Genomic DNA, 24,679 nt, shown 5'->3' on the forward strand with positions numbered 1-24,679 from the left:
ATGAAAGAAATTAAGCTACTTTCACTTGAACTGGTAAACTTCAAGGGTATCAGTTCCATTCACCTGGATTTCACCGATAACACTTGTGTGTGCGGTGCAAACGGAACAGGTAAGACTACAGTATTCGATGCGTTCTGCTGGCTCCTTTTCGGTAAGGATAGTCATAACAGAGCTGATTCAGCATTCAACATCAAGACACTTGATAAGGATGGTAATGTGATCTACAACCTGGAGCACTCAGTTATCGGTGTTCTTTCTGTAGATGGCAGAAGCCTCAGACTACAGCGTACCTATCGTGAGGTATGGGTGAAGCCACGTGGAACCACGGAAAAGACACTTAAGAACCATGAAACCATCTTCTACATCAATGATGTTAAGTGTGCAACCAAGAAGGAGTATGATGCTGAGATCTCTGGTATTATTCCAGAGGGTGTCTTTAAAATGATCACTAACCCAAGATGTTTTCCTACACTTCCAGCAGAGAAGCAGAAGGAAATGCTTATGCGTATGGCTGGTGATGTTACCGATGATGAGGTGGCAGCAACAAAGCCAGAGTTTGCTAAGCTCCTGGCAGAAATGGCTGGTGTACCTATGGAGAGATACCTTAAAGAGGTGGCTGCAAAGAAGAAGGCTTGCAAGGATGTTCTGGCGATCATCCCTTCACAGATCGAGACAGCCCAGAACCTCAAACCAGCCTCAGAGGATTGGGCAGATCTGGATAAGCAGATCCAGGAGAAGCGTAAGAGTGTGAGCAAACTGGATGAGAAGATCAAGGATCGTACAAAGGTGACACAAGATTCCTTTGAGGCTAAGAATGCCCTGGTGGTACAACAGAACCAGAAGAAGGCTGATCTTACAGAGCGTACCAACAAGATCCGTATAGAGGCTGACAATGCTCACCACAAGGCTGTGAAGGAGGCTGATGATGCCTATAATGCAAAGATCAATGAGTACGACAAGCAGATCACCACCATCAAGAACCAGATGAGCCAGAGAGAGGGAACGCTTACAGCTACAGCTGGATCCGCTGTTACTACAGCAGACCAGGAGATCGAAGGTGTCCGCAAGCAGATCAATGCCAAGAACCAGGAGATCAAGGCACTCCAGAGCGCAAGTAATTCCCAGAACACTACACAGATCAACCTGGCTGGTATCATCAAGAAGTACACTGCCAACATCAAGGTAATGGAAGATTCCGTACAGGCTAAGCGCAATGAGTACACAGAGAAGGCTAAGGAACAGCTTGCTTTCGATCCTAACGATTTCATTTGCCCTACCTGTAAGCGACCTCTGGATGATGATGATTGTGAGGCTAAGCGCAAGGAGCTGCAGAAGAACTTTGAGGATGAAAAGACCAAGAAACTCAAAGAGATTCAGACAGCTGGAAAGCAGATGGCTTCACAGCTTGCTCAGCTCAAACAGGAACTGGATTCCTATAATACCCAGCTGAAACAGCTTAATGATTCTATCGCTGAGACACAGAAGGAGCTACAGGATGCCCAGGGAGATCTCTTGTCTCTCCAGCAGACACTACAGGAAAAGATCGAGAACAGACCAGCTGAACCAGACTATGCGAAGGTTCTAACATCCGATAAGGCTTACCATGATCTTTCCGTCTTGCTTGCAACCGCTGTAGATAATAAGTCGAAGGTGGAGAAGGCTACCATCCCAGATCCTATCTACTCAGAGATAGAGGCAGCAGACCAGACTTGCATTGACCTTAAGAACAGCATCACAGAGCTGCAGAACAAGATTGATAACTTCAAGGATGCCGATCCTGTAGATACCTCAGACATAGAGGAACAGAAGAAGGCTATCAATGGAGAAATCGAGGATCTTGTAAAGCGCATGGCTAAGCGTGATACCATCAAGAAGGCAGACGATGAGATCAAGAAGCTGGAACAGAAACAGGATAAGAACAACCAGGAGCTGGCTGAGCTGGAAGGTATCGAATACAATGCACTCCAGTTCCAGAAGAAGAAAGATTCCTTGCTTATGGAGCGTATTAACGGAATGTTCGAGATCGTTTCCTTCTCCTTCGTATCTAACCAGTTGAACGGTGGCGAAAAGCTCACGTGTGTATGCACTGTGAACGGAACTCCTTATCCAGACGTGAACCACGCTGGCAAGATCAATGCTGGTTTGGATATTATCAATGCGATCTGTAAGAGCGAGGGTGTATGTGCTCCGATCTTCGTTGATAACGCTGAGAGTATCAACGATGTACTACCAACAGTAAGCCAGAAGGTGATGCTGTGCGTAACAAGAGATTCATCATTAATTATTAAGTAATATGGCAAACGAGGTTAAAAAGACTACACAGGCAGCTGGCAACGTGCCAGCTACTAAGCCTGTAAACGCATTCAAGAACCTTCTTGATAATGGTTCTATGCGTAAGATGTTCACTGATGCGATGGGCAAGAACGCCGGCTCCTTCATTACATCTATGATCGAAATGTACAAAGGCAATGAAGATCTACAGAAATGTGATCCTACAGCCGTGGTTATGGAATGCGTGAAGGCAGCAACGCTTCATCTTCCTATCGAGCGTTCCCTGGGATTCGCCTGGATCATCCCTTATAAGATCACCGTTAAGACTAAGGATCCTGTAACTGGATTCGATCACTACGATAAGGTTATGAAGCCAACATTCCAGCTGGGATATAGAGGTTTGATCCAGCTTGCTATGCGAACAGGTATGTATAAGTATCTTAATGCTGATGAGGTGTTTGAAGGAGAGCTGAGATCCATCAATAAGCTCACAGGTGAAATAGATCTTAATGGTGTGCGAACTGGCGATACAGTTGTAGGTTACTTTGCATATCTTGAACTTACCACTGGTTTCCGCAAGACACTATACATGACGGTGGAACAGATGGCTGCACACGCTAAGAAATACTCAAAGAGTATCAAGAATGAGGTGAAGGTTACTGATCTCATTCCTCTTGCCCAGATCCTCACTCCTACAGGTGATGGTGTCGGATGGATGGCGAACTTTAACGGAATGGCAGAAAAGACCGTCACAAGAAACCTTCTCTCTAAGTATGGTTATCTATCTACTGAGCTGTCACAGGCTATCAGCTACGATATTAATTCAGATCGTAAGGTAGAGGATGCTGATTATGTAGATGTTACAGACCAGAAAATGATCGGATTCAGCGATGATAACGGCAACACATATACAATGGTTGGAGGATCGGCTGGTAATAACACAAGCCATGGAGGTGAGGGATCAGCTACTGGTGCTGTAGATGCTGCAAGTGCTATAGCTAATAATGAACCAGATCCAGGATTCTAGGCTTATGATGCTCAAAGTATTGGGATCTTCCAGCAAGGGTAACTGTTACATCCTGGAGAACGAAAGCGAGGCTCTGATATTGGAGGCTGGCATTAAGTTCCAGGATGTGAAGAAAGCCCTTAACTGGAATATCGCTAAAGTAAAAGGATGCCTGGTAACTCACAGACATGGTGATCACTCTAAGTATATCAAGGATCTGTCTGGATGCTTCTACACCCTGGCACTACAGGATGTATTTGATTACAGAGGTGTGACTGGTAACAAGCTGGTTCCGATCACTCCTGGATCCAGATACAAGTGTGGGAATTTCAAGATCATACCTTTTGATGCGCACCACGATGTTCCCTGTGTCGGATACCTCATAGATCACCCAGATATGGGTACGCTGATGTTCCTCACAGATTCCTATGAATGTGACTACAGGTTTTCGGATCTACAGCATATACTTATCGAGTGTAACTATTCGGATAAGTACCTGGTGGAGGCGATTAATGAAGGAAGAACCTTTGCAAGGCAACGAGATCGCCTTCTTAAATCGCACCTATCGCTTCCTGGATGCCTGGAGTTCCTTAACACCTCAGATCTAAGCAAGGTTAAGGAGATCGTTCTGATCCACCTGTCAAGCGAAAACAGCAACGCTGATGAGTTTGTCAAGGCTGTTGAGGATGATGCCAGGAAACCTACTTATGTAGCTTATCCAGGTGCTGAGATTGATATAACACGTATCTATGGCTAAGGTTCTGATCGAGAAGATTCATGGGCTGTTTGATCTTAAGCCTCTTTATGAATATATCCGCACAAGAGCGGATGGAGTATTCAGAATAGAGGTTGTTCGGGTACGAAAGAAAAGATCTGGAGATCAGAACGGCTGGCTATGGGGATGTATCTATCCTCTTATGCTTGATGCGATGATTGATGCTGGCTGGGAGTTCACCAGCTGTGAACAGCTTCACGAATACTTCAAGAACCTATTCACGGCAGAACAGGTAGTGAACAAAGAGACTGGTGAGATCGTCAAGTTTCCATCTTCTACAGCTGAAATGGATACTGTGCAATTCTCCAGCTATTGTGAACAGCTCAAAAGCTATGCCAGGGAATATCTTAACTGTGAAATACCAGATCCAGATAAATTTTGGAAAGACAATGAAAAAGATTCCTAACCACATGGTAACTGAGCTACAGAGGCTGGTTCCACTGATTATTGATAACGTTTCAGATACCAAGAATACCAGGGTGCTGAATGCTATCAGAATAACAAAGAAGATTATTAAGAAGTTAGATAATTTAAAAGATATTGAAAAATGAAGGTAATAGAAGTAACAGAAAAAGAAGTAAAGGCTGCATTTGATGCGGCAAAGAGTGATGAGGTGAAGAATGTGCTGGCAGCATTATTCTGTAAGCCAGAGGATCGTGTTAAGCCATCCCTGGATGATTACAAGAGTATCAAGACATACGAAGATGCTTGTGAGGCACTTGGTGAAGAACCTGTAGAGGGATCTCTCGGAGATCATGTAGATAAGCATATTATCGCCTTGATCAAGCTGGAGACTATAAGCCGTGCTCTCTGGGGAAAGGACTGGCAACCTAAGCCAGATCCAGATGGTAGCAAGTATTTCTATTATCCTTGGTTCGCTCTCTACACTCAGTCTGAAATGGATTCTATGAGTGAGGAAGATAGGGGTGCTCTGCTCGGTGCGCATGCGAGTAATGGTGCGTGTGCTGGGTTCGGCTCTCTGAATGCGTATTATCGCTCCTCGATTTCGAATGCGCATATTGGGTTCCGCTTGTGCCAGGAAACAGAGGAAAAGGCTAAGTATTTCGGTGTTCAGTTCAAGGAAATCTGGGCTGATTATCTGGCATTCAATTTCACTGTAGAGAATAAATAAAATACAGATCATGGCAAAAAGAGATAAGATGATGTTCGATGTGGGCTGGTGGCTGACGGATCCAAAAGTTAGAAGCCTGTCTGCTGAGGATCGTGCCTTATTCGTGGATCTCTTATGCCAGATGTGGATCTCTCCAGAAAGAGGTGTGATGATCGGTGGATCCATCCAGCATCCACTAACCAAACGTGAGATCATTTTCATGGTTGGTGGTGATACTGATGATGAGTGGCTGGATCGCCTGGTGGAAGCTGATGTGGTGTATATTAGGCAAGATGGAGCTTATTGTAATAGCTTGATGATGCACGATGCCCAGGTAAGCGAAGCCAGGCGAAAGGCTGGATCGAAGGGCGGTAAGAGTACGATGAGTGCTAACCGCCAGGTGGAGAAGCCGATCATTAAGGCAACACCACCAGTGAAAGCGAAGCCAAAGGATCCAGAAGGAAATCTTTTCCAGGAAGATCAACAACCTCCAGAGGAAAAGGCTGCAAAGCCGAAGCCTCAGAAAAAGCAATATGCTCAAAGTGTGACTATGACAGAGGCAGAATATAAGAGCCTCACAGATCAGTTCACTGAGCCTGTTGCTAAGGAAATGATCGAGATCCTATCCAATTATAAAGGATCCAAAGGCAAGAAATATAAATCAGATTACAGGGCTATCCTCTCATGGGTGGTCGATGCTTACAAGGAAAGACAAAATCGTTATTATGGCAGCAATAAAGAATATAAACGAAATAATCCAGAGCCTACAGCCACAGATCCAACGAGCTACGAAAAGGATCTATAGATCTCCTTTGAGCAAGGAGGATTCTTACAGGCTGTTGTATTATTGTTATAAGGCTGAGGTCGAAAAGAGAGGGCTTGTTATGAAGAATGACGAGCATATTCTTGGAGCTATAAAAGATGCCTCTAGCTGGCTGATTGAAGGCAAGAAGCCTGGTTTGCTCCTGTATGGAGGAATAGGTAACGGAAAGACAACGCTAGCTAATGCAATATGTATGTATATTAACCAGCTCAGAGATTACAGCGAGCCAGGTGTGTACAGAACCACAGCGATCATAGTATCCAGAAAGTCTATGAGGGATGAGACAAGCAAGTATCTGGAGGAACTTAAGACCAAAGAAATGGTTTGCCTGGATGATCTTGGGATCGAGCCTCAGACTGTCAAATGTTACGGAAATGATATTTATCCCTTAACAGAATGGATCTATGCCAGGTACGAATATCCTCTATTCACGCTGGTTACGACTAACCTCAACATGGAACAGTTATCAGAGCGGTATGGTTCCAGAATAGCTGATCGTATGGAGGAATACTTCAACAAGATACCGTTCACTCATGCAACGTATAGAAAAAAGACAAAATAATGAAAAAAGAACTCATTCAGAAAATCTATGAAGATGCCTGTGCAAAGGGCTTTCATACAGAGTATAAATCAGATCAGCACTGGCTGATCATGGTAATAACAGAGGTGGCAGAAGCTATAGAAGCCGATCGCCAGAACAGATACGTAAAGTTGAACCCAACCATCAAGGCTGTGTTCAATGACGTAACTAAGAGCGATGAAGCCTTCATAGATCGCTTCCAGCAGTATATCAAGAACCACGTGGAGGATGAGCTGGCAGATATTGTGATCCGCTTGTGTGATTACGCTGGAGATAAGGGCTTCTTTGATCTTCCAGATACTACCATCAAGGCAGATAAGAAGTTCTTTGCCTCTCTCTCATTCACAGAAGTTGCTTATGATCTCACTAAACACATCATAGTGGATGAAGCATTCCTGGGAGCGATGGAGGCTTTCCTTCCTAACATCATTCAGTACGTCTATGACTGGGCTGATAGTATGGGAATAGATCTGGACTGGTTCGTGGAGCAAAAGATCAGATACAACTCTCTCAGAGAACCACTGCATAACAAGAAGTATTAACTTTAAACATAGAGAAAATGAAAAAGGAAATTAAAATGGATCCAGAGGATCTACAGACAAGACTTAACCAGGAGGTCATTACAACGTCCGATCCTCGCAAGATGCTTGGTATGTACACAGCTAAGCGAGTGCTCAGAACATGGACTGAGGATTTCATAGATCAAGACACAGGCGAAATTGTTACCATAGAGCGTAACGATATGATCATGGAACGTGGTGTTCTTCTCACTCCAGAACAGGTTTCGGAGCTTTCCTTCTATCTCCAGAGTGGAGATATTAAGGAGGTTGAGATCACAAACCAGTGTCGCAACGGTGTTGAGTATCTGGGGGGCGGCTTCACTCCTTGGATGGCAACGGTCAAGGTAAATGGCAAGAACACTAAGATGCTTCTGTTTGCCCAGGATATTAACCAGGCTCTGGAGATTTTGAAGGACTACACAGAACTTGAAACAAGTGGTAGCTTCTTCATCCTTGGTATTAAGCAAAGATCCTCTCTGATCTATATTGATAGCCAGCTTTCTTCTTATGCTATGAATGAGAAGGGAGAAGCTGTAGTGGATGAGAAGGATGATGAGAAGGTGGTGAAGCAGCGATTCTATATCGTAGATGCTTCCATCCAGAACCTGGATGCAACACAAGACCAGGTGGAGGATGGTGTGGATGTATATTGCCAGACCTTCCTTCTTAAGTCTGCCAATGCTGACAGCGCAAAGAAGCAGATCGAGCTGTATATGGCACGTAAGGCTAAGGAACGTGCTGAGACTGGCAAGGAGGCGATCATCTGTAAGTATGGCATTACTATCAATGCGGCTTCACCAGTAGGTATCGGCAGCGTGGTTCCAGAGGATTTTTCGATGGCATACAAACACGCTGAGAGTGATTTTGCTAAGGAGGTAGAGAAGAAGGATTCTAAGGAGGAAGATGAGGATGAGAACAGCGAAGAATGAGCCTAAGAAGGTGGTGGTAATGTTATCCACCACCTTCCCCGTAGGACACAAGAGAGAGAAACAGCCAACAGGTTTCCGTGAGAGCCTTCTGGCTGGAAAGAAGATACACACGATCAGAGAGGATGCCAAAGGTTTGTGGCAGAAACGCTGCAAGGAGATCAACGAGGGAAAGAAGTATATTTCCATCCGTGAGTGGACTGGCAGACCTTATAACTCTGAGCAAAGGATCATCAAGGAGGTTCACCAGGTAAGCCTACAGAAGATCACCATAGTTCGCATAGACGAACACCAGGATCCTAAGTGCTGGGTGGATGGGAAACCAGTTCCTATAGACCAGGTAGCTGCCAACGATGGGCTGGATAAGGATGATTTCATTTCTTTCATGTTCTTTGGTTTGAAAGGTATGATCTTTGATGGTGTGATCATTCAGCTAACAGATTTCAGATATTAAGATGGATCAAGAAGTATTTCGTTTATTAATGTGGTTTTTGCTCCTTACAAGCTCTATTATCGGTATTGCCTGGAGCATTAAAGATTTAGATTAAGTTATGAAAAGAATATTCAAGTATTCCCTGGAGATCCTGGATCGCCAGGAGGTTGAGCTTCCAGCTGGAGCAAAGATCCTCAGTGTGCAAGCTCAGAATGGTTTGCCTCAGATCTGGGCGATGGTAGATGATTCCCAGGTTAAGACAGACATGGTTCACATCCGAATAATCGGCACAGGGTATGAGATACCAGATGCCGATTCCCTGGAGTATATCGGAACCGTACAACTGATCAATGGTGAATGTGTTTTCCACGTGTTCAAAGAGGTAGATCATGGCAAGCAAAGTGATCAAGATTAAGATCGGAACCGATGTTCACCAGATGGTGGATAACAAGGGCGAGAAAATAGGATGCTATGAGTGCTCTCTATTCAATATGTGTTCCAGACTGGGCAACAGCCAGACACCTCTCTGTGATTCTCTGATCAAAGAGAATGCCGATTGTGACTACCAGGGTGGGCATTTCATTCTAAAGCAATAGATCATGTTTGAGATATACGTTAAAATGAAGAAGAAAAAGTGCTGGAAACTTGCTATAGAGGTTCCCAACGCTTGGGGTGGAATGCCTCACCTCTGGATGTATCTGGAAAAGAAATACCTTCCATCTTACGTACCAGTAGGAGCTGATGGAAAACCGCTGGATCTGGAATGGGTGAAGGAAAAACAGGCAAAAGGCGAATATGCAAGCCGCTGGATCTATGCTTCATCCAGAAAGGAGATCGAGGATCTACAGAAAGATTTCCGCTTAACTTATGAGGAAATGATGGTGTTCAGATCTACCTTTGATTTCGCAAAGGTTCTAGGCGAAGATATACCAGTTTACCTTGAATGCTTAAAGGTTGTCGCTGATGAGTGTGGAGGTATATATCCACAACAATACAAGGAACTGAGTGCCTTTGTTAAGGTTCACAGCATAGATGATATTGAGGCGATCGCTTTCAACCAGACAAGCGTAAACTGTGCCTGTGATTTCTTTGGCAACAGATACAATGAACCGACAGATAATTTCTGGGATTGCATTTGCCCAAAGGATTTTTATAACAACCTTAGAAAAGAAATGAAATTAAAATAACAGATAATGGCGAATTTGAAAAAGCCAAAATGCAAACAGTGTAAATTTTGGGAATATACCAAAACACTTGGATCTCCTATAGTTCCTATTTGGCACTGTAGAAGCGGTTTTACACCCTGGGCAGATGCTCTAGGCAGCTGCATAAAGAGGGCAGAACGTAATTTCAAGGCTTACCTTAAAGACAAAAAAGAACATCCAGAAAGTTATTCTGGATATTCTAAACAGTTGGAAATAGATTTCAAATAAATATGAATGCAAGAACGTTTTTCGATCTGGTGGCAAATATGAGAGCCGCACAGATCGGCTTCTTTAAAAGCCCGAAAGGATCGCAAGAGAGACAGGGCTTTTACAAACAGAGCAAGGATCTGGAGGCAGCTGTGGATGCTGAGATCCAGCGAGTGAATAACATTTTAAACAAGTAAGCATTATGAAGAAGAAGGCTAACATTACGATATATCGTGAGATCATGGAACAGATCGAAGCGTATGAGGCTGGGATCTTGAAAGATGCGCCAAAAGCAGATGTTATCTATCAGATCACAGAAGCAGATAAAGATGTGAATATACGTGAGTGCAAAGTTACACTCGTTTCCGTTTCCTTCACTGAAAACGGATATAGAGTATGGAACAACCAGGATGTAAAGAAGCGATGCACCCAGAAGGATATAGATAAGCTCCTGGAGTTCTTTGATAGAATAAAGAAGGCAGACAGAGAAATTTATTATCGCACAGAATGGGATGGAAAGTATGGAAAATGCTCACATAGCGTTAAGCTGAGCGAGATAGATAACAAGAATGTTTCCTTCAAGAAGGATCCTCTACTTAAGGAGTATGAGATCCGTAAGAAGCGATACCTGGATCTGTATGCTCCAAGAGAGGGATGCACACCGTGTGCCTATTGTGGTAAGCAAATTCCAAACGACAAACTTGTGAAGCATAGGATCATCTTCCAGGGGCTTGTAAAAGGTAAGCGTAAACTCAAAGAACAGGTTATGAACTTTTGTTCTGGAGAATGCGCAATGAATGAACAATGTAGTCGTGAAGGCTAATAAAAGAGTTTGAAATATGAAAGCAAGAATAGCAAAAAAGATCATCAAGATCTGGTGTAAAGGTTGCGATAAGCGTTTCTTTGAGAAAGATGGTGAAATAAAGGAGGATAAGGTTTCCTTCTTTGTTCACCTCTACAGAAAGGCTGTTTTGAAAAGAAATAAGATGAACTATCCTGGTTCTAACGTGAGCTTGATGTATGCGATCAGAAGAAACCACAAGTCTTGTGGATGCTGCACCAGGTTCAAGCATGAAGATGCCTATGGCAACGGATGGTGTTCTAAGCTCAATGTGGCTAAGGAATGCGGTGACTGGTGTGAAGGAAAGTTCTTCATCAAAAAGAAAAAATTACGTTTAATTTAATTGATTTATAGGTATGAAGCACAATGAGTATGGCGATGTAGCCGATATTGTAGGTATGGTATCAAGCGTTCTGGGTACGATGGAAAAGAAAATCTCAGAACAGCAGAAAAAGGTTGAAGCGTATGAGAAGGCATGGAAGAAGAAAAACCCTCTCTGGAGAAACTTCTGTAAGGTAAACAAAGGCGAACAACCTATAGAGGTGGCTGAGGATTTTGCTTGCCACGTGATCGCACAGGTTCTGGCTAAGAAGATAGCTGGTAAGTCTCACGATGAGATCAAGACTATCTACAGCGAAATGAACGACAAGATCATCAAGGAGGTTCTGGAGTTCAATGATGTGTATGCCTATATGCTGGCTATGGGAATGGCTGCATCCAGAGAGAAGGAAGGAGGCGATCAATGAACTATGATGATTTCCTGGCAGCAGAGAAGGGCAAGGCTTACACAAAGTGTATAGGCATAGATACAGGTGTGAACACTGGCATAGCGATCTGGAATAAGGTTAAGAAGAAATTCGATCTGGTCAGCAAGGTTATGATTCACCAGGCTCTGGAGATCGTGGCAGACCAGGCAAGACGTGATCATGTTTGTGTGTTTGTTGAGGATGCCAGGCAGCGCAAATGGTACAATGACGCTGGCAAAAGCAGAGATAAGCTACAGGGAGCTGGATCCATTAAGCGAGACTGTAAGATCTGGGAGGACTTTCTGAGAGATAAGGGCATTCCCTTCAAGCTGATTGCACCAAAGAATAACACTACCAAGCTCAGTGCTCCAGCCTTCAAGTCGATAACTGGATATACAGGAAGAACTTGCGAACACTCCAGGGATGCGGCTATGATGGTTTATGGCAGATAATATAATATATATTAAAAATGCGTATGTAATACGCATATATCGGATAATTTTTGTATATTTGCAACGGAATAAATACGTATAATTATGTGCTCATTTTCTATCATATTATGTTTAATAGTTGGACTTCTGGTCAGCACCTCACTCTATCTGTGGGGTGCTCTCCTGGTTGTCTGGCTCTTTCCACGATCTTACGCTAAGGAAGGCGATAAGATCCACATTTACATTAACGGCTCTTACAACCGTACAGCTACCATCAATAAGATAGCCTCTGATCGCTTCTACATCTACGAGAAGGTTAAGATCCCAGTCGGATATAGAGGAAGGTTCTTTGCTATCACCAGAGAGGACAACGTGAAGCTGGTTTACATCAAGAACCGCAAGCTATATCGTCTGATCCCCATCTATCTGTTTGCAAAGTGGATGTTTGCTATCCCAGACGATGAGCATCAGCTTCCAGAGAGTGAGAGTTTCAAGGATCCAGAAGATTCTGGTGATGATGAGGATGATAAATCTGATAAATGATGGTAACAAGTGAACTTACATACATTAAGCTGAGCGAGGTTTCCCTTCTTCCTTACAACCCACGTAAGATCAAGAAGGCAGACTTTGATCGGCTTATTGATAGCATAAAGATAAATGGTTTCTGGAAGCACCGTCCTCTGGCTATAGAGGTACAGGATGGCAAGAACTTTGTTCTGTGCGGAAACCAGAGAGTGAAGGCTGCAAAGAAGCTCAAACTTAAGGAGGTTCCAGCTGTTTTCTACTCTGAGCTAACAGATGATGAGCGAGTTGATCTTATCACCAGGGATAATATCTCAAATGGAGAATGGGATCAGACCGTTCTAGATACGGATCCACACTTCCAGGATCTTGATTTTGAATTTATGGGCTTGATCCTTCCTGGTACGGATGATGATCAACCTAAGAAAAAGAAGGGTAAGAAGAAACAGAAGGCTGAGACCGATCCAGAAGGATCTGGTGAGGATCCAGAGGAAGAAGATTTCCCAGATGAGCCTACACAGGAACAGAAGATGCTGGATGATGTTCTTTTCCCTTCTAACAATAAGTTCGAGATCCCTACTCTATTGAAGGAAATGGAGGCTGGTAGGGTGGTTCTTCCAATAACACCCTGGGGAGCGAACAGCAGACTGAGGAAAGACGTGAACACATATCACTTCTATGTGGATGATTACAGGTTCGAGAAACTTTTCAAGGATCCGACAAACCTCATTAACTCTGGAGTTCAGTCTATAGTGGAACCTAACTGTAGCTGTCACGATCAAACACCGATCGCCTATGGTATCTCTCTGATCTACAAGAAACGCTGGCTGGCTCGTTACTGCCAGGAGCTGGGTATCAAGGTTTACGCTGATCTGAATGTGGCTCACAAGTTTATCGAGTACAATATGCTAGGTATTCCCGAAGGATATAACGCATTTTTCACCAGGGGATGCGATGGATGGCTGGAAAGCCTTAAGAGCGATCTGGAGGTGGCACAGCGTATTTCTGGGCTGGAGGTTCCAAACCTGGTGGTTTATGGAGGTGGTACAGAGATCCAGGAGTTCTGCCAGAAGAAAGGCATCCTCTATCTCTCTGATTTTATCAACGCAAAGAAAATATAAACTATAAAAATTCGTTTAAATATGGGAAGAAACAGTGGCGGTGTTACCTCTGGAGGAACACCAAAAGGCAGAGGCGATGTAAACTACAAGGGAAAGATCACTGGCTTACGTGATCTTGTTACCGTTAAGGACAAAGCCGTATATAAGGAGTTGAAGGAAGGCATTTCCAGGTATCACACCATGTTAGGTGTTCGCCAGAAGGATGTTCGTGTGGGCACGATGGAAAATGGAGTTCTGGGTGTTCATGCTACAATCGGAGGCAAGAGCGGTCAGATCATCCTTAACTCTAAGTATTTCGATCTTCCAAAAGCTAAGATCGAGACAATGCAAAAGCAAGGCATGAAGGATGGCTGGCACACAAAGACCAAGAAGCCAGTTCAGCACACCGTGATCCATGAGCTTGCACACGCTACCTGGAACAATCATCTGGACAGCGCAAATGCAAAGGCTGCAACACCAGCGGTGAAGAAGCTCTACAATGCCTGGACACGTGATCGCAAGAAGAAGGGCTATGGTCAGTATGCCAAGACCAACATCAATGAGTTTTGGGCTGAAACCTCAGCTAAGGCAGTACGTGGAGACCAGGACAGATATACACGTGCTGTGCGTGGCATCATCAAGAAATACAAGCTCTAACCAAAGGGCAACGAGATAGAATATTCCAGTAACAAACAACAAAAAGCAAGAAATTATGAAAAAGATTCAATTAACAGAGGCAGAGATCAAGACGATCGAGGCTTACAAGAATGATGAGATCAACACTTATTCACCAGAAAATCCAGAGGATCAGAAGAACCTGGATAGCGTGATTAACAAGGCTGAGGAACTTCTGGATGAATATCCAGATGATGAGTTTGATGATCTGGTGCTGTGGGTATATGACAAGTACAACCAGCAACAGGAGGCAGAGGCAGCTAAATAGTGTGCCATTTTACTTTTATATAAATCCAGGAAATCTGATGTGTATTTTGCTACTATCAGATTTTCTTTTTATGGGTAATGTGTGTATTTGGTACACATTTGTCCTAAAAAACGAAACGATGGCAAAACGACATTAAAGGTTATGGGAAGAATACAGAAAGGTGAACATAGGGGAAAGGAGTTTTCATCCGATTACCAGCCTAAGAACAGGCGCAAACCAAAGATCTTCACTGTGCTCAAAAAGGAGTACGGTGTGGACGTTTCTTCTTCTGTGCTGGGTGATCTGAGCCGTGAACAGATCTGTGACGTGATCAAGCTGGTACTTACAGGAGATCCCAGAAACACGATGATCCTTAACAATAAGATGGGACAGGATCTTAAGGAGATCCAGCAGAAACTTAAGGCTGGCGAGGTTCCACCAGGGATCAAGGCAACAGATTCCGTGTGGCAGCTCTATCTTTCTCTTACCAGCGCAATAACCAAGGAGACGAATGCTGGCAAGAGCGACACGTTACGCTGGTGCATAGAATTTCTTTGGGGTAAGGCTACACAGCCTATTGATAACAACATCATCCAGGCGCAAGCATCCGATGATGATCTTTCAGATGAAGATATACAGGCAGAGATCGACAAGATCGACACCGATTTAAATAGTTAGTAATATGGATAAGAAGGCAATGTTAAAAAGAAAGCTGGAGCTTAAGAGGCTCCAGTATAGGAGGGCTGCACAGGATAGGCTGGCGATCTTCCTTAACTATACTATGCCTTCCTACCAGAGGCAGTGGTTCCATACGCTTATAGCTGATAAGTGCCAGGCACTCCTGGAAGGCAAGATCCAGAAGCTGATGATCTTTGTGCCACCTCAGCATGGAAAGAGTGAGATCGTATCACGTAGGTTTCCAGCCTGGGCATTTGGAAGGGATCCATCTTTGAAGATCGTGGAGTGTTCCTACAGCTCCACCCTGGCAGAAAGTTTCTCCAGATCCATCCAGCTAACGATGGATAGCAAGGAATACCAGGAGCTGTTTCCAGATACCCAGATCCCGAAAAGAGGTGGTGGAGGTTTGAAGCGTGATGTGGACTACTTCGATACTCTTTCACGTGGCTTCTATAAGGCTGTGGGTGTTACTGGATCTTTAACTGGTACACCAGCCGATATAGCTATTATTGACGATCCTGTAAAGGATAAGATCGAGGCTTATTCTGATACGTACAGGCAGCGTGTCTGGGACTGGTACACAGACGTTCTTTCTACTCGTTTGCATAACGGATCCAAGCAGCTCCTTATTATGACCAGATGGCATGAAGATGATCTGGCTGGCAAGATCCTTAAGAAGGAACCTGGCGAATGGGAGGTTTTATCCATCCCAGCGATCAAGGAGGATGAGCCAAGCCAAGAGGATCCACGTAAGCCTGGTGAAGCACTCTGGGAGGAAAGGCACTCTCTGGAGCGACTGAGGGCGATGGAAAGGAAATCACTAAGAACCTTCACAGCTCTCTATCAGCAGCATCCTTCTGTGGCTGGAGGTACTATCTGGAAGCGTGACTGGTTCCGTAAGATCTCAGTTCCAGAGTTCCTGGGCATCAAGAATAAGGATGTGATCATCCACTTCTTCATGGATACAGCATACACAAAGAATAGTGGGAATGACCCTTCTGGTCAGATTGCAGCGTGCCGCATAGGAAACTATATGTATATCACGGATGCTATTTCCGTATATAAGAACTTTCCAGAGCTGATACGCTGGATCCCAGAATATGAGAAGGCACATGGATACACGAAATCATCCACGATCAGAATAGAGCCTAAAGCAAATGGTATCTCTGTAGTGGATCAGCTCCAGGATCAAACAGATCTGAATGTGGTGAAAACTCCTTCACCGGTTGATTCCAAGGAGGTGAGAGCGCAAGCGAACAGCGCAAAGATCGAGTGTGGACGTGTGTTCCTGGTAGAAGGTGAATGGAACGAGAACTATCTGGAGCAAGTCACCAAGTTCCCAGCTGTGGCACATGATGAGTGGGTCGATGTTACTAATTACGCTATAGACTATCTCATTAATGATGAGGTGGAGATACCAGATGATATAGAGGATCGTCTGCCAGTCTTAGATATATAATCAAAATTACATAACTATGGGTATTTTTTCAAGCATAACAAACAACATCAAGGCGGCTGTAGGCTACAAGCAGTCTTTCGATGAACTCCTGGAGGCTGGTGATATAACCAGAGCCGTAGGCTTAATGACCGACTGGAGCGAGGTAGCGGCAAAGAACCTCAAAGATTACAAGATCGGATCACACAAGATCATGGATCGCAAGGATAAAGCCGTATTTGACAAGAAGGGTAATTTCCTCAGATGGAGAAAACGCTGGAAGATCCCCCAGCCATACCAGGAGTATATCAACGAGGTATCCCTGGTTTTCCTCTATGGTAAGCCTGTGCTCTGGGCGCAATACACAGAGAACACAGATTTTGCCTTTGATGCTTATACCAAGCTGAATGAGGAATGCCGTTTTGATTCCATCATCCGAGAGGCGAAACGTGCCGCTGGTGCTGAGGGAACTTCTGCCATCCTCTATCATGTGTATAAGGATCGTGAAGGTAAGCCAAGGCTCCTTCTTAAGTGCCTGTGCAAGGATGAGGATGATGAGATCTACACCATCAAGGATCAGTATGGAAGGCTTACGGCTTTTGCCTGGGGCTATTACGTTACTGAGGCTGGAGGGCACACCGTACATCATATAGACATCTACACAGACGATACGATCTATGAGTGCCAGAGAGGTTCAGTAGGCTGGAATGTGAACAAAAGAAACAACCAGATCGGCAAGATCCCTGTGCTTCTTCTGGAGCAGAAACCAGAGGCAGCTTCAGTGCAGCCGATGATCGAGCGTGTCGAGAACATGGAGAGTGTTGATGCTGATGTTGTGGATCGTTTTGCGAACCCAGCCCTGGTAGCAACAGCAGACATTCTGAATAACCTTCCAAAGGAAGAAGAAGAAGCGAAGCTCTTTGTGCTTAAGAACGGTGGTGAACTGAAATACTTATCCTGGGATCAAAGCTCTGATGCTAAGGAAAAGCAGTACCAGAGGCTTGATAACAAGATTATGAACTTCTCCTTCACACCTCAGATCAACCTGGATTCTATGAAGAACCTGGGCAACCTGTCAGCTAAGGCGATCGTGAAGGTGTTCCTCCTGGCAGAGGTGAAGGCAGAACGACACAAGGAGAAGCACGATGGCTACATGAACCGTCACGCACACCTTATGCTAGCTATTCTCGCTAATGTGCTAGATTATGCTCATGCTGAGGAATACAAGAAGCTGGTGGTTACACATACCTTCCAGCAACCATTTGGCGAGGATTCAAGCGATGTGCTTACAGATGTGCTTAAGATGTTCGGTGCTGGTGCTCTGTCACTCCAGACAACCCTGGAACTTTCCTACCTGGTTAAGAATGCCAAGAAGGAGCTGGGCTTGATCAAGGATGAGAGAGAGGAAAGTTTGAAGCAGCAAGCAGAAATGAACAGGCAAGACGTTTTCCAACCAGCAGACTAAGGGATGGCAAAGAAGAAACCAGATGTGATCTTTAGCGATGTGCATTGCATAGACTGTGCTCATTGCTATGATCACCACGAAATGAGCGTTAAGGGAGTGCTCTTTATGGGTCGCTGTCCTTATAGTGAGTGGGCTGTTTTCCTTTTCCACGATTATTGCAATCACTTCAAAATGAAAAAGGCATGAAAATAGATTATGAACTTCTACATAGATCTATGATCGAGCGCACGAATACGTATGCCTCCAGGATCAAGACTATCTACCGGGGAGCCTTTGATCGGATCATAGAGATCATCAAGGAGTGTGATCTGGAAGATGATAAGCCTTTCAACTTCACAGATTACGGATACAGCGAAGATGTTACTCCAGTGTTCCGAAATATGTATTCCCAGCTATACCAGGAATACCGCAAGGATATTACCTTTGAGTTTAATAAGGCGAATAAGGATAATGACAACCTGGTTAAGGCGATCTTTGGAGCCAGATCTATAGAGGATAACCATTACGCTAAGTTCTTCCACCGAAACATGGAAGCTCTGGATGCCTTCTTCACCAGGAAGAATAACGGAATGAACCTGTCACAGCGAGTGTGGATGTATGTGGGCTTATTCAAACAGGAACTCCAGGACACTATAGACCTGGCTCTGGGAGAAGGAACAGCAGCCAACAGTCTTGCAGCCAGGATCAAGCATCTTCTGAATGAGCCAGATCGGTTCTACAGGAGATTCCGAGTTAAGACTGGTGAGGATGAGAACGGAAACCCGATCTATGGAAGGATCTGGAAAAGGCGCATCTATGACCGCAAGACTGGCTTGTATCAGTGGGTGAATGAGGATCCCAGGAAGTACCATCCTGGTATGGGTGTGTACAGATCATCTGCCAGGAATGCCCAGAGACTAGCCAGAACAGAAACGAATATCGCCTACAGAACGGCTGATTACAACCGATGGCAGACGTTTGATTTTGTTGTGGGCTGTGAGATCAAGGTGAGCAATAACCATCCATACCCAGATATATGTGATGATCTCGCTGGCTTCTATCCCAAAGATTTCAAGTGGACTGGATGGCATCCTAACTGTAGGTGTTACATGGTTCCAGTACTGGCGGCTGAATATGAGATCCAGGATATGATCGGTAAGCTCATGGAAAACAAGAGTAGTAAGCTGGTCGATTCCGACAACGAGATCAAGAAAATGCCTCAGTGCTTCACTACCTGGCTTGATCAGAACTGGGAACGCTACCAGGCTTCAAAGAAGAAGGGAACGCTACCATACTGGATCAAGGATAATGAGCGATATTTCAAAAAGGCTTCTTAGTTTTTTCGTACATAAAATTTAGTTAAACGTTATTTTGTTGCTCTGTTGTGAAACATGGAAACAGAGAAAGGGATCTCATTTCTGGGATCCCTTTTATCATTTATGTAGCTCAGAGGATGGCTAAAACCTTCCTCTCTTAGATTTCTTAGTGTGCAAGGTTCCACGCTTGATCGTGGCGAACCTGGATCTGTAGGTATTGCCTTTGAACCTTCCCCAGGTGCTCTTTGCCTTCACTCCGATCACCTCTGTAGGGATCGTGTCGTAGATCGCTGATACCGATCCGAAATACCAGTCAGTTTCACCCAGGTATGGCTTATCCAGGTGAACGTGGATGATGCTTCTTTCCTTTGCCATATTTAATCACAATTAAAATTCATATTGTCGATCTTGATACCGATCACCTTAACAGCTGTGTTGATGATCCTTGTGTGGATGGAGATCTTATAGTTACCAGCGATCTCCTGGAGTGCCTTGCATACAGCCAGGGCATCCTTATTGACGGTGCTGTGGTAAGGAGCGGACAAACGCATTCTGATAAGCTGATCATAGTGCATTTCCTTTTCTCTCACATAGGTACACAGAGCCTGGCAGATATAGATGTTCGTGAGCAAGTTATATTCTTTCAAGTATGGATACTCCTTTTTCAGCTCAGTATTGATGCAGAAGTACAGCGTTTGAACATCATTGCCAGCCTTACCCAGAAAGGCGCACACCTGGCTTTCCAGGCTGTTGATAAGATCTGCCTTATCGCCACCTATGATGTTACGGATGTATTCCTTAGTGTGTGCTCTGATCTCTCTCACAGGCTTCTTATAGTCAAGCTGTCTCTGGGCACATTCATTTGCTACAGCTGTGGCGAAACGGAATGCAGCCTGTGTCAGTACTATTGGAAGGTATGCGATTTTCAGAGCTTCCTCTGGTGTGAACTTACTGAGCATTTCACTCAGTGTGAACTCTCTGGCTGGTAAAACCTCCTTCTGGAGCTTCTTGTTTACCAGGTTTGGCATCATGTAGCCGTTTGTGTTATTGTCTTGCATAACTCTATTTATTTAATTCTATTACTTTAATTCTGGATCATCCCAAAAGATCGTAGTCAGGTTCACGACCTTCAAACTCTCGTAACTTGGAACAGCCAAAGGCACAGCTGCCATATTCGTTATCGTAAAAGTCACGACAGTTGTCGCATGGTGATTTTCGTCCAGCACCCTTCTCTAAGAAAGAGGCTAAGGCTTTCTCCACCTGTGAAACGCTGATCTTCTCATCTATGATCGCTTGATTCACTTCCTCTACAGAAACATCCGTATTCAGAGAGATCTCGCTGAAAACAGGAAAACCTAAACTTGCATACTGTCTTGCAACCTTCTTGGAAAGAAAGCCTTTCTTTCCTACTTCCAGATAGAGATCAAATATCTTTCTGGTGGAAACTCCCAGGCTTCTTGCGATCTTTGTTATCATGGAGAGTGTGGCATCCACATGATCAAAGATAGCTCTCTGGCTGGTATTCATTCCAGACATATAGGCTTCTTTAACGATATTGCCGAGCTGATCATTATCCTTCTCGCTAAGGGCTTTGAGGTTCATTCTTTCGATATAACCTTCTGCCTCTGTCATTGCTTGTTGTCTATCCATCATTTTATCTATGAATTAAGTTACACATTACTTCTTGAAGGTGATATAGGGTGTTCCAAAAAAGAGACCCAGGAGATACTTGAACTTTGCCAGAGACATATTCTTCACTCTGGTAACTTTGCGATCTCTGATCTCCTGGAACTTGTATGTATAAGGAGCCTTCTTGTAGTTACCGATCACCAACAGGACACAGGAAGCATCTGGATAAAACATAGCACTCTTGATCTCTCTGGCATCCTTATCACGCATGGTAACAGCCACCAGATAATCGTTCTTTCTCTCCAGGGCTAACTTGCTTAAGCTACATCTGTAGTCTTTAGGCTCAACCATAAAAGAACCCTTTCTATTTCTGATCTTCTTCTTTTTCATTTTCTTTGTTGTATATGGATATTAATACTAACACCAGGAACACACATAGGATCCCAGCACGAAACGACTTATTAAAACAGGCTATGATCGCTATCATGGTGGATAGCTGGAAAGCCTTACCTGGTAGGCTCCATCTTCCTCTGATCATCCAGCACCTCCTTTCTTCTTTCTGCCTCCAGGCTTTGCAGCCTTCTTCTTTCTGGCGGCTGATCGTGCCGATTTCTTAAGGATGGATTCGGCTTTCACACCATACTCCTGTAGCTCCTTCACAGACTTTCTGAGATCGGCAGCATCGAAAACGTTTTTCTCCTGGTGCTCTTGCTTCTCCTGGTAGTTACAGGTCAAGACTGAATTAAACTGATCATCCTTCACGAAGTGAGGGCAATCCTTACACATACGGCTGGCAACCTCATACACCTGGAGTGCATAGCGATCACGCATACCAAAGGGACACGGTGTTTTATACTCTGTGATCCCAAAGCGAAACTCATTTTTGATATACCTAATTTTTGGCATGGCTCAAATATTTATTAATGAATGATTTTATCTTGCTTAACTCAGAGCTGGCATACAGCCATTCACGAAGGATCCTCTTATTCTCCTTATACTCTCTGAATACCTGGTAGTAAGCAGGGCGCATGGTAAGATCCTCAGAGATCACCAGAGTGGTAAGATCCACCTCAGTATAGTACTCATTCCTAAACTCGTTGCTGTGATCCTCATCTGGAGCGAACACAGCTCTATCTGTAATTATAAACATGGCTGTAGCTTTTTAGTTCTTCATGTGTTCCACAAAAGCAACGTGGTACACGTCATACACCTTCTTGATGATGGCAAACTTGAAACGATCTCCTGTGCCTTTCAAGCTGGGCACAAGAAAAACCTGGTAAGATCGTTCACCTGGTAAGGAACCAGACACAGAAACATCCTCATGGTTCCTGGCATAGTCTTTCAAGCTATCTAAAAGAAGCTGGTGCGCTTCTATGCCAAAAGCATTCACCAGCTTGTCTTTATTTCTCAGAGCAAACCTCATAGGATAACTGTTTCTGTAGTTCCTTGATGTGGTATATGGCAGCTTCCAGTTTCCCAGCAAGCTCTGGAACATATCCCCACAGAGCCATAACAAACGACTTGTATGTGGTATCTCCTACCTGGATGGTGCTATACTTGCTTGCTTGCAGCAGAGCCTCTGTATAGCCCATAACCTTGATGATCTCCAGACCAGGAACAGGAAGAACATCCTGGATGTCTGAACTGATCTTGTTAAGAGGCTTCTTTGTCACACCGTACAGATCGCCTTCACCCTTAACTGGCTTGAATAGTACCACATACTGATTTTGCTTGAAATCAAGAGAACTGAGCTTCTTCTTGCGAAGCTCCAGTTCTTCCAGCATCTTCTGTAATTCGTTCTTAAGATCTCCCATAACTAACTAGATTAAACTTGTTATTAGATCACGATCCTCATCTGTAATAGCATATTTCTTCTCTAGTACATAAAGAAGATAATTGCGTGCTCCCAGAAGTTCCACAGCCTTATTACGGAGTTCCATAGTACCCAGTTTCTGGAACTGATCTGCCATAAAGTAGCCTAACTGGATCTTTTCCTCTCTGAGCTGTTTTTTCTCACGTGCAACGTATGCCACCTTCTGGGTGATAACCTTAGAGGTTTTATAGAGCAAACAGAAATCATCCTTATCCAGATCTGTATCCATATACATTTCATTGATGGACTTAAATTCTTCTTCTGTCACCTTGTAATTAACTCTTTGTTCAAATTCTGATCTTAACATGATGTAATAATTTAAAAATTAAACTTGCATTTGATGTGTGTATCTGAAACACAGGTGCAAAGATAGTGTTTTTTATTGAATACACCAAACATCTTTAGATTTATTTTCTATTTATTTTTGATCTGTTTTCTATCAAGTGTGCATAAAACGCTGAATATCTTAATGTTATAAAAATAAAAATATTATGCGTATGTTATACGCATATTAGAAAATTTTCCTATCTTTGCGGTGTTTAAACAAATTAAAGTATCAATATGAACAAGTTACTCTTTTCAAAAGTTAAAGATCAGTGCAAAGACACTGGCTTGTCAGAGGAGTGTCTTAAGGCTTTAACCGAAGCTATCGGTGGAAGTATTGAAGATGATTCGACTGATGAGGAGGCGATCGGCAAAGTAGCAAACCAGATTAAGCAAGTGGCTGTTAGTACTCAGTCAGAGGCTGCAAGGTGGGCGAACAACAAGAAGGATCCAAAGAACAAAAAGGATCAGAAGAAGCAGAAGCCAGCCAACAAGGATGGTGAAGGTGATGATGATGATCCAGACGGTGACCAAGATCCACCACAAAATACCGATAACCAGGTTTTGGAGCTTCTTAAGAAACTTGAAAAGCGTATGGATCAATTCGAGGTCGATGGCAAGACCAAGGATCGCCAGAAACTTATCAAGGAAGCGATGGAGAACCACAAGATCCCAGCTAAGTTCCGTGATCGACTTGCAAAGTCTATCGGGGATGATGAGGATATTGAGGAGACCGTTAAGGCTTTCAAACAGGATTTCATTACTGAGGGACTTACTTCTGAGGGAGAACAGAAAAACAAGACAGCAACGGAACAGCAAGTAGATGAAGCTGCTGATGCCTTGCTCAAAAGTATCACTGTTGAATAAAAAAAGGTTATTATGAAAGGAACAAAAGCATCTTTCGTAGGTTCAAGACCGATTTTTACAGGCTCTCCTACTATCGTGCCTGGTGGCTTCAATCTGGATAAGACAAGCCAGAATTTCCGTGTTGGTGACGTGATCCCAGCTGGAACACTGGCTATCTATGATGAACAGAAGCGCACAGTTAAGGTAGTAAAGACTGCAAAGGTTTTGGCTGTCAAGGGTACAACCGTTACCCTGTATGTTGATGAGTTCTATGAGCCTATCTTCTGTGAAGGCGATCGTGTTGCTAAGGCTGGAGCTATCTCTGGAACCTGGGCGAGTGCGGTTACTATCACTAAGGTAGTGAAAACTCCAAACTCATGTGAGATCACTCTTTCTGCTGCTATCAGTGGTTTGGCTGCTGATAACATCATCCAGGAGGTTGTTAAGTCTGGTGATAATGCCGCTGAGATCGGCACAGCTAACGCTGTCCTTATCGCTGACACAGATGTTCGCCAGGATGAATCACAGGTAGATGTATGTGATCATACACTTAATTACAGAATGTTTGAGAGACGTGTGCCACCTATCCCAGCTTCCCAGAAGTCTGCTGATGGTAGAGCATTGAAGGGTAATGCCAACGTTCTTCTCACACAGAGTTATTAACATTTAAAATTT

General features: G+C 43.9%; 40 protein-coding genes. 31 read left to right on the forward strand and 9 right to left on the reverse strand.

Features of this window, described 5'->3' with window-relative positions:
• From EXN75_RS05315 to EXN75_RS05445, 29 genes are all read left to right on the forward strand, one after another.
• On the forward strand, positions 1 to 2,292 hold the full coding sequence (locus EXN75_RS05315) for an AAA family ATPase (RefSeq protein WP_134843036.1): 2,292 nt from the start codon (positions 1 to 3) through the stop codon (positions 2,290 to 2,292).
• A 1-nt stretch (position 2,293) separates the two neighbouring features.
• The gene (locus tag EXN75_RS05320; RefSeq protein WP_134843037.1) at positions 2,294 to 3,298 is read left to right on the forward strand and encodes a recombinase RecT; all 1,005 of its coding nucleotides are present in this window, start codon (positions 2,294 to 2,296) and stop codon (positions 3,296 to 3,298) included.
• 19 nt (positions 3,299 to 3,317) lie between these two features.
• Complete coding sequence (locus EXN75_RS05325) at positions 3,318 to 4,034, forward strand: MBL fold metallo-hydrolase (protein ID WP_246031298.1); 717 nt, start codon at positions 3,318 to 3,320, stop codon at positions 4,032 to 4,034.
• Positions 4,027 to 4,458, forward strand: a complete 432-nt coding sequence (locus EXN75_RS05330; RefSeq protein WP_134843039.1) for a hypothetical protein — start codon at positions 4,027 to 4,029, stop codon at positions 4,456 to 4,458. Before EXN75_RS05325 ends, EXN75_RS05330 begins: the two co-directional genes overlap by 8 nt.
• A complete protein-coding gene (locus EXN75_RS18000; RefSeq protein WP_223176148.1) occupies positions 4,442 to 4,603 on the forward strand; it encodes a hypothetical protein in 162 nt (53 codons plus the stop codon). The genes EXN75_RS05330 and EXN75_RS18000 overlap by 17 nt, the downstream gene beginning before the upstream one ends.
• On the forward strand, positions 4,600 to 5,184 hold the full coding sequence (locus EXN75_RS05335) for a hypothetical protein (protein ID WP_134843040.1): 585 nt from the start codon (positions 4,600 to 4,602) through the stop codon (positions 5,182 to 5,184). The genes EXN75_RS18000 and EXN75_RS05335 overlap by 4 nt, the downstream gene beginning before the upstream one ends.
• Positions 5,185 to 5,194: 10 nt before the next feature.
• A complete protein-coding gene (locus tag EXN75_RS05340; protein ID WP_134843041.1) occupies positions 5,195 to 5,968 on the forward strand; it encodes a hypothetical protein in 774 nt (257 codons plus the stop codon).
• Positions 5,969 to 6,047: 79 nt separating this feature from the next.
• The gene (locus EXN75_RS05345; RefSeq protein WP_167639457.1) at positions 6,048 to 6,548 is read left to right on the forward strand and encodes a P-loop NTPase family protein; all 501 of its coding nucleotides are present in this window, start codon (positions 6,048 to 6,050) and stop codon (positions 6,546 to 6,548) included.
• A complete protein-coding gene (locus EXN75_RS05350; RefSeq protein WP_134843043.1) occupies positions 6,548 to 7,108 on the forward strand; it encodes a nucleoside triphosphate pyrophosphohydrolase family protein in 561 nt (186 codons plus the stop codon). The genes EXN75_RS05345 and EXN75_RS05350 overlap by 1 nt, the downstream gene beginning before the upstream one ends.
• Before the next feature lie 17 nt (positions 7,109 to 7,125).
• Positions 7,126 to 8,055 carry a hypothetical protein gene (locus EXN75_RS05355; RefSeq protein WP_134843044.1) on the forward strand — a complete coding sequence of 310 codons (930 nt, stop codon included), beginning with the start codon at positions 7,126 to 7,128 and terminating at the stop codon, positions 8,053 to 8,055.
• Positions 8,036 to 8,506 carry a hypothetical protein gene (locus EXN75_RS05360; RefSeq protein WP_134843045.1) on the forward strand — a complete coding sequence of 157 codons (471 nt, stop codon included), beginning with the start codon at positions 8,036 to 8,038 and terminating at the stop codon, positions 8,504 to 8,506. The genes EXN75_RS05355 and EXN75_RS05360 overlap by 20 nt, the downstream gene beginning before the upstream one ends.
• A 97-nt stretch (positions 8,507 to 8,603) precedes the next feature.
• Positions 8,604 to 8,900, forward strand: coding sequence for a DUF7352 domain-containing protein (locus EXN75_RS05365; RefSeq protein ID WP_134843046.1), 297 nt, complete (start codon positions 8,604 to 8,606; stop codon positions 8,898 to 8,900).
• A complete protein-coding gene (locus EXN75_RS05370) occupies positions 8,875 to 9,081 on the forward strand; it encodes a hypothetical protein (RefSeq protein ID WP_134843047.1) in 207 nt (68 codons plus the stop codon). The genes EXN75_RS05365 and EXN75_RS05370 overlap by 26 nt, the downstream gene beginning before the upstream one ends.
• 24 nt (positions 9,082 to 9,105) lie before the next feature.
• The gene (locus EXN75_RS05375; RefSeq protein WP_134843048.1) at positions 9,106 to 9,672 is read left to right on the forward strand and encodes a hypothetical protein; all 567 of its coding nucleotides are present in this window, start codon (positions 9,106 to 9,108) and stop codon (positions 9,670 to 9,672) included.
• Between the two features lie 6 nt (positions 9,673 to 9,678).
• Positions 9,679 to 9,918: a hypothetical protein gene (locus EXN75_RS05380; RefSeq protein WP_134843049.1), complete on the forward strand. Its 240-nt coding sequence runs from the start codon at positions 9,679 to 9,681 to the stop codon at positions 9,916 to 9,918.
• A 2-nt stretch (positions 9,919 to 9,920) separates the two neighbouring features.
• The gene (locus EXN75_RS17605; RefSeq protein WP_167639458.1) at positions 9,921 to 10,094 is read left to right on the forward strand and encodes a hypothetical protein; all 174 of its coding nucleotides are present in this window, start codon (positions 9,921 to 9,923) and stop codon (positions 10,092 to 10,094) included.
• Between the two features lie 5 nt (positions 10,095 to 10,099).
• On the forward strand, positions 10,100 to 10,720 hold the full coding sequence (locus tag EXN75_RS05385; RefSeq protein WP_134843050.1) for a hypothetical protein: 621 nt from the start codon (positions 10,100 to 10,102) through the stop codon (positions 10,718 to 10,720).
• Between the two features lie 16 nt (positions 10,721 to 10,736).
• Positions 10,737 to 11,081 carry a hypothetical protein gene (locus EXN75_RS05390; RefSeq protein ID WP_134843051.1) on the forward strand — a complete coding sequence of 115 codons (345 nt, stop codon included), beginning with the start codon at positions 10,737 to 10,739 and terminating at the stop codon, positions 11,079 to 11,081.
• Positions 11,082 to 11,094: 13 nt separating this feature from the next.
• Entirely contained in the window at positions 11,095 to 11,484 is a 390-nt protein-coding gene (locus tag EXN75_RS05395) for a hypothetical protein (RefSeq protein WP_134843052.1), read from the forward strand.
• Positions 11,481 to 11,936, forward strand: a complete 456-nt coding sequence (locus tag EXN75_RS05400) for a hypothetical protein (RefSeq protein ID WP_134843053.1) — start codon at positions 11,481 to 11,483, stop codon at positions 11,934 to 11,936. Before EXN75_RS05395 ends, EXN75_RS05400 begins: the two co-directional genes overlap by 4 nt.
• An 84-nt stretch (positions 11,937 to 12,020) precedes the next feature.
• Positions 12,021 to 12,458 (forward strand): hypothetical protein, encoded by a 438-nt coding sequence (locus EXN75_RS05405; RefSeq protein ID WP_134843054.1) that lies wholly within the window; start codon positions 12,021 to 12,023, stop codon positions 12,456 to 12,458.
• Positions 12,455 to 13,558 (forward strand): DUF4417 domain-containing protein, encoded by a 1,104-nt coding sequence (locus EXN75_RS05410; RefSeq protein WP_246031299.1) that lies wholly within the window; start codon positions 12,455 to 12,457, stop codon positions 13,556 to 13,558. Before EXN75_RS05405 ends, EXN75_RS05410 begins: the two co-directional genes overlap by 4 nt.
• 21 nt (positions 13,559 to 13,579) lie before the next feature.
• A complete protein-coding gene (locus EXN75_RS05415; protein ID WP_134843055.1) occupies positions 13,580 to 14,194 on the forward strand; it encodes a hypothetical protein in 615 nt (204 codons plus the stop codon).
• Between the two features lie 55 nt (positions 14,195 to 14,249).
• Positions 14,250 to 14,480, forward strand: a complete 231-nt coding sequence (locus EXN75_RS05420) for a hypothetical protein (protein ID WP_134843056.1) — start codon at positions 14,250 to 14,252, stop codon at positions 14,478 to 14,480.
• A 141-nt stretch (positions 14,481 to 14,621) separates the two neighbouring features.
• On the forward strand, positions 14,622 to 15,137 hold the full coding sequence (locus EXN75_RS05425) for a hypothetical protein (protein WP_134843057.1): 516 nt from the start codon (positions 14,622 to 14,624) through the stop codon (positions 15,135 to 15,137).
• Between the two features lie 19 nt (positions 15,138 to 15,156).
• A complete protein-coding gene (terL, locus tag EXN75_RS05430; RefSeq protein WP_246031300.1) occupies positions 15,157 to 16,596 on the forward strand; it encodes a phage terminase large subunit in 1,440 nt (479 codons plus the stop codon).
• Positions 16,597 to 16,612: 16 nt separating this feature from the next.
• Complete coding sequence (locus EXN75_RS05435; RefSeq protein WP_134843059.1) at positions 16,613 to 18,037, forward strand: phage portal protein; 1,425 nt, start codon at positions 16,613 to 16,615, stop codon at positions 18,035 to 18,037.
• 3 nt (positions 18,038 to 18,040) lie between these two features.
• Entirely contained in the window at positions 18,041 to 18,223 is a 183-nt protein-coding gene (locus EXN75_RS05440) for a hypothetical protein (protein WP_134843060.1), read from the forward strand.
• Complete coding sequence (locus tag EXN75_RS05445; RefSeq protein ID WP_134843061.1) at positions 18,220 to 19,353, forward strand: structural protein; 1,134 nt, start codon at positions 18,220 to 18,222, stop codon at positions 19,351 to 19,353. Before EXN75_RS05440 ends, EXN75_RS05445 begins: the two co-directional genes overlap by 4 nt.
• A 120-nt stretch (positions 19,354 to 19,473) precedes the next feature.
• On the opposite strand, the gene EXN75_RS05450 is transcribed toward EXN75_RS05445, so the two are convergent.
• The 9 genes from EXN75_RS05450 to EXN75_RS05490 form a co-directional block, all read right to left on the reverse strand.
• Positions 19,474 to 19,707: a hypothetical protein gene (locus EXN75_RS05450; RefSeq protein WP_134843062.1), complete on the reverse strand. Its 234-nt coding sequence runs from the start codon at positions 19,705 to 19,707 to the stop codon at positions 19,474 to 19,476.
• Positions 19,708 to 19,709: 2 nt separating this feature from the next.
• Positions 19,710 to 20,390: a hypothetical protein gene (locus tag EXN75_RS05455; protein ID WP_134843063.1), complete on the reverse strand. Its 681-nt coding sequence runs from the start codon at positions 20,388 to 20,390 to the stop codon at positions 19,710 to 19,712.
• A 37-nt stretch (positions 20,391 to 20,427) separates the two neighbouring features.
• Positions 20,428 to 20,982, reverse strand: a complete 555-nt coding sequence (locus tag EXN75_RS05460) for a hypothetical protein (RefSeq protein WP_134843064.1) — start codon at positions 20,980 to 20,982, stop codon at positions 20,428 to 20,430.
• Positions 20,983 to 21,009: 27 nt separating this feature from the next.
• Positions 21,010 to 21,351 carry a hypothetical protein gene (locus EXN75_RS05465; RefSeq protein WP_134843065.1) on the reverse strand — a complete coding sequence of 114 codons (342 nt, stop codon included), beginning with the start codon at positions 21,349 to 21,351 and terminating at the stop codon, positions 21,010 to 21,012.
• A 144-nt stretch (positions 21,352 to 21,495) separates the two neighbouring features.
• On the reverse strand, positions 21,496 to 21,792 hold the full coding sequence (locus EXN75_RS05470) for a hypothetical protein (RefSeq protein WP_134843066.1): 297 nt from the start codon (positions 21,790 to 21,792) through the stop codon (positions 21,496 to 21,498).
• 61 nt (positions 21,793 to 21,853) lie between these two features.
• Positions 21,854 to 22,111: a hypothetical protein gene (locus EXN75_RS05475; RefSeq protein WP_134843067.1), complete on the reverse strand. Its 258-nt coding sequence runs from the start codon at positions 22,109 to 22,111 to the stop codon at positions 21,854 to 21,856.
• Positions 22,112 to 22,123: 12 nt separating this feature from the next.
• Entirely contained in the window at positions 22,124 to 22,384 is a 261-nt protein-coding gene (locus tag EXN75_RS05480; RefSeq protein ID WP_134843068.1) for a hypothetical protein, read from the reverse strand.
• Positions 22,362 to 22,775: a hypothetical protein gene (locus tag EXN75_RS05485; RefSeq protein ID WP_134843069.1), complete on the reverse strand. Its 414-nt coding sequence runs from the start codon at positions 22,773 to 22,775 to the stop codon at positions 22,362 to 22,364. Before EXN75_RS05485 ends, EXN75_RS05480 begins: the two co-directional genes overlap by 23 nt.
• Positions 22,776 to 22,781: 6 nt before the next feature.
• The gene (locus EXN75_RS05490; protein WP_134843070.1) at positions 22,782 to 23,141 is read right to left on the reverse strand and encodes a hypothetical protein; all 360 of its coding nucleotides are present in this window, start codon (positions 23,139 to 23,141) and stop codon (positions 22,782 to 22,784) included.
• Between the two features lie 254 nt (positions 23,142 to 23,395).
• On the opposite strand from EXN75_RS05490, the gene EXN75_RS05495 reads away from it, so the two are divergent.
• Together EXN75_RS05495 and EXN75_RS05500 are read left to right on the forward strand one after the other, a co-directional pair.
• Positions 23,396 to 24,025 carry a hypothetical protein gene (locus EXN75_RS05495; RefSeq protein WP_134843071.1) on the forward strand — a complete coding sequence of 210 codons (630 nt, stop codon included), beginning with the start codon at positions 23,396 to 23,398 and terminating at the stop codon, positions 24,023 to 24,025.
• Between the two features lie 12 nt (positions 24,026 to 24,037).
• Positions 24,038 to 24,667, forward strand: a complete 630-nt coding sequence (locus tag EXN75_RS05500) for a hypothetical protein (protein ID WP_134843072.1) — start codon at positions 24,038 to 24,040, stop codon at positions 24,665 to 24,667.
• Positions 24,668 to 24,679: the final 12 nt, after the last annotated feature.

The sequence above is a fragment of the Segatella hominis genome, assembly GCF_004535825.1.
Taxonomy (GTDB): domain Bacteria; phylum Bacteroidota; class Bacteroidia; order Bacteroidales; family Bacteroidaceae; genus Prevotella; species Prevotella hominis.